This is a genomic window from uncultured Parolsenella sp. (assembly GCF_934660935.1).
GTDB lineage: Bacteria > Actinomycetota > Coriobacteriia > Coriobacteriales > Atopobiaceae > Parolsenella.
In genome coordinates this window covers 135,744-149,464 of the sequence record NZ_CAKUIH010000001.1, presented here as the reverse complement: position 1 = coordinate 149,464, position 13,721 = coordinate 135,744, and the positions used below count along the sequence as shown (strand labels likewise).

The 13,721-nt window shown below is 58.8% G+C and carries 15 protein-coding genes and 1 tRNA gene; all 16 read left to right on the top strand.

Going from position 1 to position 13,721, the window contains the following annotated elements:
• Window positions 1-27 precede the first annotated feature (27 nt).
• The 16 genes from Q0H23_RS00660 to Q0H23_RS00590 all read left to right on the top strand — a co-directional run bounded on the left by Q0H23_RS00660 (window position 28) and on the right by Q0H23_RS00590 (window position 13,721).
• A complete protein-coding gene (locus tag Q0H23_RS00660; protein ID WP_293834636.1) occupies window positions 28-723 on the top strand; it encodes a glycerol-3-phosphate acyltransferase in 696 nt (231 codons plus the stop codon).
• On the top strand, window positions 720-1,739 hold the full coding sequence (locus Q0H23_RS00655) for an NAD(P)H-dependent glycerol-3-phosphate dehydrogenase (RefSeq protein ID WP_293834634.1): 1,020 nt from the start codon (window positions 720-722) through the stop codon (window positions 1,737-1,739). Before Q0H23_RS00660 ends, Q0H23_RS00655 begins: the two co-directional genes overlap by 4 nt.
• A 48-nt stretch (window positions 1,740-1,787) precedes the next feature.
• Window positions 1,788-2,465 carry a ribulose-phosphate 3-epimerase gene (rpe, locus tag Q0H23_RS00650; protein ID WP_293834630.1) on the top strand — a complete coding sequence of 226 codons (678 nt, stop codon included), beginning with the start codon at window positions 1,788-1,790 and terminating at the stop codon, window positions 2,463-2,465.
• Window positions 2,466-2,471: 6 nt separating this feature from the next.
• Window positions 2,472-3,638, top strand: a complete 1,167-nt coding sequence (locus tag Q0H23_RS00645; RefSeq protein ID WP_293834627.1) for a cysteine desulfurase family protein — start codon at window positions 2,472-2,474, stop codon at window positions 3,636-3,638.
• Between the two features lie 55 nt (window positions 3,639-3,693).
• Entirely contained in the window at window positions 3,694-4,476 is a 783-nt protein-coding gene (locus Q0H23_RS00640) for a Nif3-like dinuclear metal center hexameric protein (protein WP_293834624.1), read from the top strand.
• Between the two features lie 5 nt (window positions 4,477-4,481).
• Entirely contained in the window at window positions 4,482-5,195 is a 714-nt protein-coding gene (locus Q0H23_RS00635) for a C4-type zinc ribbon domain-containing protein (protein ID WP_293834621.1), read from the top strand.
• A 2-nt stretch (window positions 5,196-5,197) separates the two neighbouring features.
• Window positions 5,198-6,481, top strand: coding sequence for a bifunctional phosphopantothenoylcysteine decarboxylase/phosphopantothenate--cysteine ligase CoaBC (coaBC, locus tag Q0H23_RS00630; RefSeq protein WP_293834619.1), 1,284 nt, complete (start codon window positions 5,198-5,200; stop codon window positions 6,479-6,481).
• Complete coding sequence (locus Q0H23_RS00625) at window positions 6,475-7,356, top strand: deoxyribonuclease IV (RefSeq protein WP_293834616.1); 882 nt, start codon at window positions 6,475-6,477, stop codon at window positions 7,354-7,356. Before coaBC ends, Q0H23_RS00625 begins: the two co-directional genes overlap by 7 nt.
• A gap of 16 nt (window positions 7,357-7,372) precedes the next feature.
• A complete protein-coding gene (locus tag Q0H23_RS00620) occupies window positions 7,373-9,211 on the top strand; it encodes an ABC-F family ATP-binding cassette domain-containing protein (RefSeq protein WP_293834614.1) in 1,839 nt (612 codons plus the stop codon).
• A gap of 119 nt (window positions 9,212-9,330) precedes the next feature.
• Window positions 9,331-9,407 (top strand) — tRNA-Pro (locus tag Q0H23_RS00615).
• Between the two features lie 286 nt (window positions 9,408-9,693).
• Complete coding sequence (locus Q0H23_RS00610) at window positions 9,694-10,395, top strand: CDP-alcohol phosphatidyltransferase family protein (protein WP_293834612.1); 702 nt, start codon at window positions 9,694-9,696, stop codon at window positions 10,393-10,395.
• On the top strand, window positions 10,383-11,552 hold the full coding sequence (locus Q0H23_RS00605) for a D-alanyl-D-alanine carboxypeptidase family protein (protein ID WP_293834610.1): 1,170 nt from the start codon (window positions 10,383-10,385) through the stop codon (window positions 11,550-11,552). The genes Q0H23_RS00610 and Q0H23_RS00605 overlap by 13 nt, the downstream gene beginning before the upstream one ends.
• 9 nt (window positions 11,553-11,561) lie before the next feature.
• Entirely contained in the window at window positions 11,562-11,936 is a 375-nt protein-coding gene (locus Q0H23_RS07950) for a Rid family hydrolase (protein ID WP_366509931.1), read from the top strand.
• A gap of 37 nt (window positions 11,937-11,973) precedes the next feature.
• The gene (locus Q0H23_RS00600; RefSeq protein ID WP_293834608.1) at window positions 11,974-12,393 is read left to right on the top strand and encodes an FHA domain-containing protein; all 420 of its coding nucleotides are present in this window, start codon (window positions 11,974-11,976) and stop codon (window positions 12,391-12,393) included.
• A 4-nt stretch (window positions 12,394-12,397) separates the two neighbouring features.
• Window positions 12,398-13,114 (top strand): MerR family transcriptional regulator, encoded by a 717-nt coding sequence (locus Q0H23_RS00595; RefSeq protein WP_293834606.1) that lies wholly within the window; start codon window positions 12,398-12,400, stop codon window positions 13,112-13,114.
• Between the two features lie 58 nt (window positions 13,115-13,172).
• Window positions 13,173-13,721, top strand: coding sequence for an adenine phosphoribosyltransferase (locus tag Q0H23_RS00590; RefSeq protein ID WP_293814168.1), 549 nt, complete (start codon window positions 13,173-13,175; stop codon window positions 13,719-13,721).

The window sequence follows — 13,721 nt, the reverse complement described above, 5'->3', positions numbered from 1 at the left end:
AAGAGCTCTCGAAGGGACATTTGGCTCATGTCGATTAACTACCCCGTTCTCGTTGCCTATCTCGTTGTCACGTTTCTTGTCTGCGGCATACCGTTTGGCAAGATCATCGCGAGGGCGAGGGGCGTTGACATTCAGAAGGTAGGCTCCGGCAACATCGGAACCACAAACGTCGCTCGCGAGATCGGTAAGGGCGCAGCCGCCCTCACGTTGCTTCTTGACGCCGGCAAGGGCGCGCTAGCCACTGGTCTCGCCCTTTGGTTCTTCCCCGCATTCATCACCGGGGGTGCCTCTGTCGCGCCCCATGGTGACGCGTCCGGGCTCGAGGGCCTCGTAACCCTTGCTGCCATCTGCGGCCACATCTTCTCGCCCTTCCTCCACTTCCATGGCGGAAAGGGCATTGCCGTGGGCGTAGGCACCCTCCTTGGCTTCGCTTGGCCCGTGGGTCTCATGGAGCTCGCCATCTTCCTCGTTATCGCCGTCGCGTCGAAGAGGGTATCCGCGGGCTCTGTAACCGTGGCCGCCATTTTGGGCCCGGTCTTTGCGCTCATATATGGTCCAAACCTCGGGCTCGACCTTCTTCTCGAGCTTGCGGGCCTCGTCGTCGTGTGGGCCCATCGATCAAATATCAAGAAGCTCATCAACGGCCAAGAGAAGGAATTCTCCTTCCACAAGCGTGGCGACAAGCCCGCACCTGACGACGACACCATAGGAGAATCCAAATGAACGCTCGCGCCGCCGTCATAGGTGCCGGTTCATGGGGAACCGCCTTCGCCGGTCTCGTAGCCCAGAACGTTGATGAAGTGCGACTCTGGTGTCACAGCGCCAAAAGTGCGGACGCAATCAACGGGACGCACCATAACCCCCGGTATATCGCGGACTATGAGCTACCGGCAAACGTTGTCGCCACCAGCTCGCTAGGAGAAGCGGTTCGTGATGCAAGCGTTGTTGTGCTCGCGCTGCCCTCCGTCCATCTTCGCCGAGTGTCCGGCGAGCTAGCGGAGTTCCTCGCGCGCGACGTTCCTGTGATCACCCTCACAAAGGGCATCGAGGCCAAAACCGGAATGCTCATGACCGAGGTGGCCGCAGACGAGCTCGGCTCTCCCGGGCGCTTCTGTGCCCTTTCTGGCCCAAACCACGCTGAAGAGGTTCACCTCGGCATGTACTCCGCCGCCGTACTCGCGGGTGTTGACGCCAGTCTCACGCGTTCGCTTCTCGACATAGTGGCAACGCCAAAATTCCGCGTATACGTATCTCCCGACGTCAGGGGGGTGGAGACCTGCGGAGCGGTTAAGAACGTCATCGCCATCGCATGCGGCATGGCCGCTGGCACCGGCCTCGGAGACAACACGCTCGCCGTCATCATGACGCGCGGCATCGCCGAGATCGGCCGCGTCGTGAACGCGTTGGGCGGAGACCCCATGACCTGCATGGGCCTTGCCGGCATGGGGGACCTTGTTGCCACTTGCACTTCCAAACACTCCCGCAACCGTCGTTTCGGCGAGGCATTTTCTCATGGGATATCGCTTCGGGACTTCGAGCGCGAGAGCCATATGGTCGTCGAAGGCGCAAACGCGGTGATTTCCGTTCGTGAGCTGGCTCACAAGATGGGAGTTGACGTTCCAATCACAGAGGCAGTCTGGGGCCTCGTTCATGGCGGGGTCGCCCTTGATGACGTTGTCGAAAAGCTTGTCGGAAGACCTTTGACTCACGAGTTTTACGGCATGGGCAAATATAACTAGAATTAGGCGCCGTGAATCACAACACATGGCATCGCGAAAGGATATAGCATGCTCAACGACGTAATGATCGCCCCCTCCATCCTCTCGGCCGACATCGCGAATCTTGCGAATGACCTCGAGGCAATCTCCACCGCAGACTATGTCCACGTCGACGTCATGGACGGCCACTTCGTTCCCAACCTGACGTTTGGAACCAATGTCGTGAAGGCCGTCAAGGCCAGCACCGATGTCCCTGCAGACGTACACCTCATGATTTCCAACCCGGACGAGATGGCCGTCGAGTACGCGAAGGCAGGCGCGGACCTCGTGTCTTTCCACGTCGAGGCCGCCACGCACGCCCACCGCATCGTCTCCGCGATTCATGATGCTGGCGCGAAGGCCGGCATGGTTATCAATCCTGCTACGCCCGTGAGCTCTCTCGAGGCCATCATCGAAGATCTCGACCTCGTTCTCGTCATGTCTGTTAACCCCGGCTTCGGTGGACAGAAGTTCATTCCTGGCTCCCTGCGCAAGGTGGCCCAGGTCGCGGCTCTCGCTGCCGAGCGCGGCGTGAATCCGATCATCGAGGTTGACGGTGGCTGCAGCGCGGCCAATGCTGCCGATCTCGTTGCCGCCGGCGCCACCATGCTCGTTGCTGGCAGTGCCGTTTATGGCAAGGCGGATCGCGCTGCGGCTATCGCCGAGATTCGCGCTGCAGGTCGCGAGGGTCTTACGAAGAGGGCTTAATTCCATATGAGCAAGCGCTACACCTATCTAGACTATGCCGCCTCGGCCCCACTTCGACCGGAGGCCCGAGATGCTTGGCTTGCCTACCACGAGAAACCCGGCTCGGAGGCTAACCCCAACTCGCTCCATTCGCTCGGCAGAGAGGCAGCGCGCGAGCTCGAGGTTGCCAGAAGGACGATAGCCGCCTCCATCGGCTGCGGGTTCCGCCCCGGCGAGATCGTGATCACTTCTGGTGGCACGGAGTCCAACAACCTTGCCGTGCTTGGCATGGCGGAGGGCGCTCGCCGCAAGAGCTCAAACAAGAAGAAGAGGGTCATCCTCTCCGCCATCGAGCATGACTCCGTTCTTGACGTGGCGACGCTGCTGAGGTCCCGTGGGTTCGAAGTCGAACTTGTGGGTCCTGACCGCAATGGCGTCATCCATCCCGACGAGCTTGCTCGCATCATGGGGGAGAGCTGTGCCCTCGTGAGCGTCATGGCAGCCAACAACGAGACGGGCGTCATCCAGCCCACAGCAAAACTTGTCGAGGTCGCCCATGCCGGTGGCGCGGTCATTCACGTTGACGCTGTCCAGGCCTTCGGCCGCATTCCCCTTGACGCCGACAAGGCGGACGCCATCTCCGTCGCAGCCCACAAGATCGGTGGCCCGCTCGGTGTAGGCGCGCTCGCGATTCGCACAAGGTGCCCCTTTGAGGCACAAAGCCTCGGCGGCGGCCAGGAGGGCGGCAAGCGTCCGGGTACCCAGGATGTCGCCGGAGTCGTTGCATTCGCTGAGGCATGCCGCGTCGTCATGCGCGACTTGACCACCGTAAGGCCCAAGGTCGCCGCTATGGCGAACAAGGCATACGCGCGCCTCTGCGCAGAAGGAACCGGCATCCTGCCAACAACCCAGGCCTTCGTCGATGACACGCGCATGCCCGGCATGATCAGCGTCATGGTCCCCGGGATGGAATCAGAGACCCTCATTCTCAAGCTCGATGACCTTGGATTCGAGGTTTCTGCGGGCTCAGCCTGTTCGTCAGACTCTCTCGATCCGAGTCACGTCCTCTCCGCCATGGGCGTTCCAAGGAATCAGGCCCTTGGCGCTCTTCGCATCAGCTTTGATGAGCGTGTGAGCGAGGAAGACCTCGATGCGTTCTGTGACGCCCTGCTAGAAATCGTTCGCAAGGGGTAAGTCGATATCCGACGGGGCCCTTGCGGCCCCGTCTTTGTTTCTACGAGGAGGAGACATGCTCGTCAGCGATGTCGTCAATCTGCTTTTCGCACAGTACGACGAGGCCCTGGCAGAGCCGTGGGACAAGCCTGGCCTATCCGTTGGCTCCCCAAGTGCCAGGGTTGAGGCAATCGCGTGCGCGCTCGACCCGACTCCCTCCAACATCAGGCTCGCGAAGGAGTCCGGCGCTAACGTCCTCGTCACCCACCATCCGGCGTTTCTCGAGCCTCCCTTTCCCATTACGCCGGAGGCGGGCACCAGCTCTATTGGCGGCGCATCGGCCTACGAGGCGGCAAGACTCGGCGTGTCACTTATTGCCATGCACACCAACCTTGACCGTTCCGAGGATGCGCTCGACCTTATCGCTGGCAAACTGTCGCTAGGGCGTATCGGTCGTTTGCAAGAGCCCGACGGCTTCGGAGCCATGCTTGACGCCTCATCCCTTACGCTATCCGAGCTCGCCGCCCGCGCCGGCAGAGCATTCGCTTGCACGCCCGTCATATGGGGAGACCCTGACACGCCTCAGGATAGAATCGCCTTCTGCTCCGGATCGCTCGGCTCACTCGGCCACGACGTCATCCAGAAGGGCTTGGGTTGCGTGATTGCCGGGGAGGCCGGATATCATCGCCTCCTTGAGCTTTCCGAAGCGGGAGTTGCCGCTATACTTTTGGGTCATGACGCTTCCGAGCTTCCCTTTGCAGGCCTTCTTGCAAAGACACTGTCACTCGGGGCGCCTGACACGCGAATAATCACCTTAGACGAGAGCCTGCGCTGGCATGCGTGGGGCACGGGAGAGTGAGAACTATGTCAGAGGCAACCGCGCTGCTGAGGCTCCAGGAGATTGACCTCGAGCTCATGAGGTCGAAGAAGGTAGCTCAGGATCTTCCCCAGAGGGCAAAGGTCGAGGCCGCAAGGGCCGCGGTCAAGAAGGTCATGGGCGAGCTCACAAAGATCATCGGCCAGCGCAAAGACATCGAGATCGAGCTTCAGGATCTCGAGGAGGACAAGGTCTATTACGCGGACAAGGTAACCGAGATTCAGGAGAGCGTTTCCAACGGCACCTATCGCGATGCGCAGAATTTCGAGGCCGCCCTTGCGACCCTCGCAAAGCGCATCGAAAAGGCTGAGTTCGACTCCAATGCCCTCGTTGGCCAGCTCGAAACCGTCGAGCGCGCGGAGAAGAACGCTCGCGACCTCGTAGCCAAGCTCGAGGCCGAGGAAAAGGCCCAGACGGATTCGTTCAAGGCGGACGTCGAGTCCATTCGAGCCCACGTTTCCGAGCTCGCCAAGGAGCGCGAAAGCGTTGTCGCCCAAATCAGCACCCAAAACCTCGCCGCTTATGACGCGGCCTGCAAGCGTTTTGGCGGAATCGCTGTCGAGACCCTCGTTGGCAATCGCCCCTCGGTCTGTCGCGTCGCGCTCCAGCCGAGCTCTTATACGGATATCCGTCGTTCAAACGCCGAGGTTACGACGTGCCCCTATTGCAAGCGCATGCTCGTCATCTCCAAGGAGGAGTAATCATGATTGAGGGAGAGAGCTCTCGCTCTCGTAAGGTAGCCCTATTCGTGACCGGAGGCATCGCCTCTTATAAAGCCTGCGAAATTCTGCGTGGGCTGCAGAAGAACGGTTGCGACGTCCGAGCCGCAATGACCGAGGCGGCTACGGAACTCGTCGGCCCCAAGACATTCGAAGCCCTCTCCGGTCACGAGGTTTATCTCGACGTATTCGAAAACTCCTCTCCCATTCCGCACATCGAGCTGGCAGAGTGGGCGGATATCGCCCTCGTCGCCCCGGCAACCGCCAACGTCATGGCGAAGATGGCCTATGGCATCGCTGACGACATGGTTTCGACTGCGCTTCTGGCTTGCTCCTGTCCGATAATCGTGGCTCCCGCCATGAATGTCCATATGTGGGAGAATCCCGCCACCCAGCAGAACGCCGAGACCCTCGAGTCCCGCGGTGTCTTCCTGGTTGGGCCCGCAACCGGCAGGCTTGCTTGCGGCGACACCGGCACCGGCAAACTCGCCGAGGTTGATCAGATCGTCTCCGCAACGCTCGCTAGGCTTCGCGCCTCGTCTGATCTTGCGGGTAAGCACGTCGTCATCACCGCTGGCCCCACGCATGAGGCGATCGATCCGGTTCGCTACCTATCGAACGCTTCTTCGGGCAAGATGGGCTATGCGGTCGCCGAGGCTGCTGCCGCGCACGGCGCACGCGTCACGCTCGTCTCCGGTCCCGTCGCGCTTCCTGCGCCCACTGGGATTGCGGTGGTTCACGTCACGAGCGCTCAAGAAATGCTCGATGCTACCGTCGACGCGTTCGCCACGGCCGACGCTGCAATCCTTGCCGCGGCAGTGGCAGACTATCGCCCCGCCGTCCAGGCCGATCACAAGCTGAAGAAGGGCAAGGAAGACCTCGGCTCGATCGAACTCGTCGAGAACCCCGACATCCTCGCCACCATATCGAAGGACAGGGGCGATCGCATCGTCATTGGTTTTGCCGCCGAGACGAACGACGTCATCGACAACGCCAAGAAGAAGCTCGCGCGCAAGGGCTGCGACCTTATCGTCGCAAACGATGTCACGAGGGCAGACTCCACCTTTGGCTCCGAAACCGACGCCGTGACCCTCGTCGGCGTTCACTCGGAAACCGAGTATCCCTGCATACCCAAGGCCGAAGTCGCCAACGTCATCGTGAGCGAACTCGCGCACATGCTTGAGCCTGAGGTTCCCGCCGCCGATGCCACGATAGTTCTTCCCGCGGCCAACAACATGCTTGAGGCAGAACAGGATAGCGCGTGCTAACCCTTGGTTGTCATCTCTCCACCTCGGGCGGGTTTGAGGCGATGGCAAAGCGTGCCGTCTCGATTGGCGCCACCACCTTTGCTTACTTCACGCGAAACCCCCGTGGTGGGTCTTCAAAAGAACCGGATCCGGAAGATCTCCGGAGGTTTTCGGTCATCGCTCGAGAATCCGGTATCGGTACTCTCGTCGCGCACGCGCCTTATACCTTAAATCTTTGTTCCGCCAAACCGGACGTACGGGAATTTGCCCGCATGGCCATGAGGCAGGACCTCGAGCGGATGGAATTGCTTCCGGGCAATTTCTACAACTTCCATCCCGGATCGCACGTTGGCCAAGGAGCCGATGAGGGCATTGCTCTCATCGCAGAGGGGCTCAACTCTTCCCTCGTACCCGGGCAACGCACGACCGTCCTTCTTGAAACCATGGCTGGCAAGGGGACCGAGGTCGGCAAGACCTTCGAGGAGCTGGCGCGAATCATAGATCGCGTCGACCATAACGAGCTTATCGGAGTGTGCCTCGACACATGCCACGTGAGCGATGGCGGTTACGACATCTCCGGCGACCCCGATGCCGTCCTGGACGAGTTCGACCGCGTGCTGGGAATCGACAGGCTTCGTGCGCTCCACCTCAATGACTCTAAGAACCCCCTCGGCTCCCATAAGGATAGGCACGAACGTCTCGGCTTGGGACATCTTGGGCTCGAGTGTTTCGCCGGCATCGTTACCAACCCGAGGACTCGTGACCTGCCCATGATTCTCGAAACCCCCAACGAGCTCGACGGTTATGCCGCGGAGATTCAAGCGCTGAGAAGGCTGGCGGACGGAGCCGACACGCAGATGGTCATGGACGAGCTTTCGTCTGAAAGAGACTGCTAGGAAAGGCAAGACCCACGTGGGAATTCTCATAGGCTGTGAACACGTCGAGCACGAGTGGCCCGGCAAGCGCGTCCTCAACGACGTCACGATCGGCGTGAACGAGGGAGACCGCATCGGAATCGTCGGCAAAAACGGCGACGGAAAGTCGACGCTCCTGCAGCTGATAGGCCACGTGTTCGAGCCGGAGGACGGTAACGTCACCTGGCGCGGAGGCATAACCGTCGGCATGCTCGGCCAATCTGACAACCTCGACGACGACATGCCCGTCTCGCACGAGGTGGTAGGCGACGTGCCCGAGTACGAATGGGCCTCCAATGCCGAGACAAGGCGCATCATTGCGGAGCTTATTGGCGACGTCGACTGGAACGCCAAGGTCGGTACGCTCTCCGGCGGCCAGAGAAGGCGCGTGGACCTCACGAGGCTCCTCATTGGCTCCTATGACGTCCTTCTTCTCGACGAGCCTACAAACCATCTCGACATGGGAGCCATCACTTGGCTCGCTAGTCACTTGCGTCACCGTTGGCAAAGCGGTGTGGGAGCGCTTCTCGTAATCACCCATGACAGGTGGTTCCTCGACGAGGTGTGCGAGAGCATGTGGGAGGTCCACGACGGCGTGGTCGAGCCTTTCGAGGGCGGATACTCGGCCTACATCCAACAACGAGCGGAGCGCGCCCGTCAGGCAGCCGCAATCGAAGAGCGCAGGCAGAATATCCTCCGCAAGGAACTTGCTTGGCTATCTCGTGGCGCCCAGGCTCGCTCGAGCAAGCCAAAGTTCAGGATCGAGGCGGCACGGGCGCTCATCGCAGACGAACCGCCCCTGCGAAACCCCCTCGAACTCAAGCGCCTCGCCGTAAGCAGGCTTGGAAAGCAGGTTTTCGAGCTCAAGCAGGCTTGCGTAGACTATGAGGGCAGGCGAGTCATCGATCACGTCGACTGGCTCATTGGCCCCGGAGACCGCTACGGAATCCTCGGCGAGAACGGTGCCGGCAAGACCACGCTTCTTCGCTTGCTTGACGGCAAGATTGCCCCCACGAGCGGTCGCGCCAAGATAGGCAAGTCCGTCAAGCTCGGTATTCTCTCCCAGCACATTGACATGCTCGCCGACAAACTCGATTGGCGCGTTCGAGAGCTTCTCGGCACGTATAAGCGCACGTATATGATTGGCGGTAAGGAGTACACGCCCACTAAGCTCCTCGAGAGCCTCGGTTTCGACAAGCGCGAGCTGGACACACCCATTGCGGACCTCTCTGGTGGCCAAGCGCGCAGGTTGGCGCTCATGTGCGTGCTGCTTGATGAGCCTAATGTCCTGATTCTCGACGAGCCGGGAAATGACCTCGACACTGACATGCTCGCCGTCATGGAGGACCTGCTCGACACGTGGCCAGGAACGCTCTTGCTTGTCACCCACGATCGCTACCTCATGGAACGCGTGACCGACGATCAGTTTGCTCTCATTAATGGCAAGCTGAGGCATTGTCCAGGCGGGGTTGACGAGTATCTCTCGCTGATTGGAGAGCGCCATGGCTCCGGAGACGTTTCCGGTCACGGTCCCGCACCCAAGGCCCCAATATCCACGTCTGAGGGCAGCAATAGCTCCGAGTCCGCCCCTGCAAAATCGACAAGTGGCCTTTCGAGCTCAGAAGAGTGGAAACTTAAGAAGCAGCTTTCGAGCGTCGAACGCAAAATGCAAACGCAACGCGCTCGAATCGAGGATCTCGAGCACACGATGGGGGAGGTCGACCCGACGGATTATCTCGCTCTCGAGAAAGCTCAAACGAACGTCGATGACGCTCGCGAGGCCCTCGATGCACTCGAAATGGAATGGCTTGAGCTGAGCGAAGTTCTCGAGGGGTAACCTGGGCTTTTATGCATAGCAAAGAGACTCGCGCAAACAAATTTCAATTTTCTTGAAATTAATCCTTGCGCGTTATCCGCTCGGATGTTAATCTCTTTTCTGCTGCGGTTGAGCAGCAACGGGTGGTGGCGCAGTTTGGTAGCGCACTTGACTGGGGGTCAAGGGGTCGCTGGTTCGAATCCAGTCCACCCGACCAGAATTTGATGAGACCGGCGGTTTCCGTCGGTCTTTTTCTTTAGCCTTTCTCTTTGTTTCATCTTGGCTTAATCGCTGCACGCATCCCTTATATCCAAATACGCGACCCATACACTCAATGTTGCTTGAATCCAGCTTGCAAGCTTGGGCAGAAGGAGAGGCCTCAGCTAACAATTCCGTCACGTTTCCGAAAGGGGAGACGGGTCCTGATAGGACAGCAAAGTGATGGGGTATCATCGACTAAGCTTGCGCCGTATCCCATGGCGCTTGTATCGGGGGAGTAAGATTTGAAGTTCAAAGATTGGCTCGAGTACAAGGTTAGTCGTGGGTTTGAAACTGATATAGAAGCTCCGGTGGGCAGCTCGGATAACCCTTCAAACAAGATTCTTACCGTTGCAAACGGTGTAACTCTATCGCGCATGGTCTTGACGATAGTATTTCTCGTCATGTTCAACCTAAGAATCAATCGCGTCGCTTCGATCATCATCTACATCGTTGCGGCTTGCACCGATTGGATGGATGGGCAAATTGCCCGCCGTACGCAGACCGTAAGCTGGTTTGGGAAACTCCTTGACCCCGTATGCGACAGGCTGCTGCTCTTTACCGGGGTTCTTGGCCTTGTCATCACCGGCGAGCTTCCCGCTTGGGTGGCCATTCTCATTATCGGTAGGGATATCTACCTTGCTATAGGATCTCGCATCGTCGCCAGGTTCCACGAGCGCCCGATCGACGTTGTGTACGTAGGCAAGATCGCGACCGCGCTCCTTATGACGGGATTCTCGTTTCTTCTCCTCGGAGTTCCCGTTATCGACGGACTCAACCTCGTATCCGTTTCTTGGCTTCCCGGCCTAAATGACGTTGGCGGCTCAATTGGCCTCCTCTTCGTATATGGTGGATGCATCTTCTCCTTGCTCACGGCGTATGTCTATACGGCAGAAGGCGTAGCAATCATCCGCGAATCGAAGAGGCGTAAAAAGTGTGGTCTATAACGGTCAAGCGCTCTAGAAAGCTCGTCATTTGTGGCTTCGCCCTCGCCGTCGTGCTGGCGTTTAGCTACGCTCCGGCCAACGCATTAGCAGTCGAGTCCGAGCCAAACCTCGCCGAAGCCGAGGCAACCATGGTGGTCGACGCGCAAGGAAACGTCCTCTACGAGAAGAACCCTGACGAGGAAATCAATATGGCTAGCGTCACGAAGGTGATGACCGCCGTCGTCGCCCTCGAAAGCGGAGTCTCTCTCGATACCGTTTGCACCCTATCCACTCCAGCACTCGACGAGAACGCAATGGTCGCAGGGTATCAGTCTGGCGACACCTCGACGCTTCGCGACCTTCTTCGAGCCGCGCTCGTGTACTCGGCGAATGACGGCGCGTACGAGGCCGCCGTCGCTGTTGCGGGTTCAGAGGACGCCTTCGTCCAGATGATGAATGACAAAGCGGCAGAACTGGGGATGAACAACACCCACTTCGAAAACTCCCACGGCCTCGATGCGGAGGGCCACCACTCGACTGTACACGACCTCACCATCCTCGCGCGCTATGCCATGACGAAGCATCCCTTCATAGCGGACACGGTTCGCCAGACCGCGGTTACGGTGCCAATCGGCGGATATAACGTTACGTTGCCGACGGTGGACGATTTGCTCTCAACCTATCCCGGCCTTCTCGGCATTAAGACGGGTACCGGTAATTACGTCACCACCTTCCTTGGGTGCGCCAGAAGAAACGGGGTGACGCTCTACACGAGCGTACTGGGATGTCAGACGAAGGAGGGCCGCTTCGCTGATACCGCATCGTTGCTTGACTGGGCGTTTGACACGTACGAGTGGCATTCGTATGCCAATCCTCGCCTCCGTGAGGGGAGTCGCACGTTTGCATACAACATGGCCTTCTCTTGCGTCGTCTCGCCAGACTCATACGCCAACGGGCTCTCTTGGCCAGATGGGGGAGACATCTCTTGCGAACGCATCGTTCCGCGGGATCGTCTCTTTGTCCCTGGTGATACGGTCGAGGTGCGTCAGTGGACGCAAGGCGAGCATGTCGTGTCAACGTGCTCGTACTCCGCGCGCAGCCAGCTTGGCCGCACCGCAAGCGGATTTGGACTCAATGACACGATTTTCCCCTGGCTATCCGTAACTCAAGCCGCCTAGGAGGTCCTCATGTACTCGATTACGTGCGATTCCGCCCCGAGAACGCAAGGTCCCTTCTCTCAAGGCACAAGCGCGGCACGCTATGTCTTCGTATCTTCTCAGCTGCCAGTCGACAAGGATTGCGTATGTCACACCGACGATTCAGTTGAGTGTCAGACGGAGCGCTGCATCGACAACGTTGCCGCCGTCCTAGCACAGCTCGACCTTACTTTGTCCGAAGTATCTAAAGTCACTATTCAGCTCGCGAGCATCGAAGACCTCGATACGGTCTACTCCGTTTGCGAGAAGCGCTTCGAAAGGCCAAGGCCTGCATGTTCGGTCTTTCAGGTCGCGGCATTGCCCCTAGGCGCAAAGGTCTCGATTGAGGCCATCGCCTGCCGGTAGGGGTACAATGAACTAACAACAATGCGAGGGAGATACCATGCAGAACAACATTAATAAGCCTGAGACAGACGCTACTGCCATCTTCTGCATGCCGTCCTCAGATGCCACCGTTCCGGACCTCATGGGCGGCGTGCGCCCCAGCAATCCGACGCTCACCATCCTCAAGGGTCCCCAGACCGGCCAGACCTTCGAGCTAGCAACTCCGGAGATTACCATTGGTCGCGATCCGTCGAGTGACGTTTTCCTAAACGACATGACCGTCTCCCGTCACCACGCGAAGATTTCGATTTCTGGTAATTTCGCCACCGTCGAAGACCTTGGCTCCCTCAACGGTACGTGGGTCGATGGAGCTATCGTTAACAGCTCCGCGCTTGCTGATGGCTCAACCATCCAGGTAGGCACCTTCCGCATGGTGTACCACACCGTGCGCGCCCCGAAGATCGCTACGGGCGAGTAGCCAGATGGCCGACGCCGGCTATCTCACCATAGGAAAGGTCGTCTCCAAGCTTCAGGGGCAATACCCCGATCTTTCCGTTTCGAAAGTTCGCTATCTCGAGGACGAGGGCCTTCTGACGCCGTCAAGAACGCCAGGAGGCTATCGTCTCTATTCCGCTCGTGACATCCAGCGTCTCGAGACGATCCTCTATCTTCAGAAGAGCCGCTTTTTGCCTCTCAGCGTTATCAAAGATGAGCTTGACGGCAAAAAGGGGACTACGGATTCCATGCCTGAAGATGGCTGCGAAGCCGCTCCAGACCCCGTAGATCCCACGCTTTCTGTAAGCCCAGAGGCAGAGCGCGAACTGCACCCCATTGATAGGATTCCGGAGGTTGCTGGCGTTCCCATCTCTCTCGTTCGCAAGCTTGCGGATTGTTCAATCATCAAGCTCGTAAAATCGCCTGCCGGTAGAGACCTCGTTCGAGGAAGCGATCTTCGCCTCATTCGGGCTTGCAACGAACTCACACGCTTTGGCATTGAGCCGAAGAACCTCCGCCAGTATCTTGCGGCCGCGAATCGCGAGATACCCATGTTTGAGCAGGCGCTAGCGTCGCTCTCTCGCCATCAAGGCGAAACTCCGGACGAGCGAAGGCTTCGACGAGAGGTGGCTCTTGACCGAATGCTTACGCTAACGGGCGTCGTACGATGTTCAATCATGCGCAGAGAGTTGATTGACGATTAGGTGATTGCCGGGCATTAAGGCCCGCTGTATTATTCGCAATTTCACGCAAGGAGACATCGTGAGCGAAGATAACGAGGCGCGCTTCCCGTACGAGAACCTCATCGTCGACATTCCTGACTATCCGGAGCCTGGGGTCATCTTCAAGGACGTAACCCCGCTCATCTCTAACGCACAGGGGCTTGCATCCTGCGTTGACGCAATCTCTGATCACTTCCTTGGCAGAGGGATTACAAAGGTCATTGGATCCGAGGCGCGTGGTTTCCTCATCGGCGCACCAGTTGCCTATCGACTAGGCGCTGGATTCGTCCCAGCTCGCAAGCCTGGCAAGCTTCCTCGCGAGGTTTATACGGAGAGCTACGCCCTTGAATACGGAACTGACGAGCTGCAGATTCATACCGACTCCATGACCTCCGACGATAAGGTCCTCGTAATTGACGACCTTATCGCAACCGCGGGCACCGCCCTTGCCACGGCACGCCTCGCCGAGCAGACGGGCGCCACGGTCATTGGCTTTGCTTTCATCCTTGAGCTTGCGTTCCTCAATCCGCGCGAAGCCCTTACCAAGGAATACGATCGAGAGATCTTCTCACTCGTTAAGGTTAAGTAG

Excerpts from the sequence above, each read along its gene's own strand:
- Q0H23_RS00635 (WP_293834621.1), top strand. The coding sequence starts at position 4,482 with ATGTCAGAGGCAACCGCGCTGCTGAGGCTCCAGGAGATTGACCTCGAG.
- Q0H23_RS00595 (WP_293834606.1), top strand. The coding sequence starts at position 12,398 with ATGGCCGACGCCGGCTATCTCACCATAGGAAAGGTCGTCTCCAAGCTT.
- Q0H23_RS00600 (WP_293834608.1), top strand. The coding sequence starts at position 11,974 with ATGCAGAACAACATTAATAAGCCTGAGACAGACGCTACTGCCATCTTC.
- Q0H23_RS00645 (WP_293834627.1), top strand. The coding sequence starts at position 2,472 with ATGAGCAAGCGCTACACCTATCTAGACTATGCCGCCTCGGCCCCACTT.
- Q0H23_RS00655 (WP_293834634.1), top strand. The coding sequence starts at position 720 with ATGAACGCTCGCGCCGCCGTCATAGGTGCCGGTTCATGGGGAACCGCC.
- coaBC (WP_293834619.1), top strand. The coding sequence starts at position 5,198 with ATGATTGAGGGAGAGAGCTCTCGCTCTCGTAAGGTAGCCCTATTCGTG.
- Q0H23_RS07950 (WP_366509931.1), top strand. The coding sequence starts at position 11,562 with ATGTACTCGATTACGTGCGATTCCGCCCCGAGAACGCAAGGTCCCTTC.
- Q0H23_RS00640 (WP_293834624.1), top strand. The coding sequence starts at position 3,694 with ATGCTCGTCAGCGATGTCGTCAATCTGCTTTTCGCACAGTACGACGAG.
- Q0H23_RS00660 (WP_293834636.1), top strand. The coding sequence starts at position 28 with ATGTCGATTAACTACCCCGTTCTCGTTGCCTATCTCGTTGTCACGTTT.
- rpe (WP_293834630.1), top strand. The coding sequence starts at position 1,788 with ATGCTCAACGACGTAATGATCGCCCCCTCCATCCTCTCGGCCGACATC.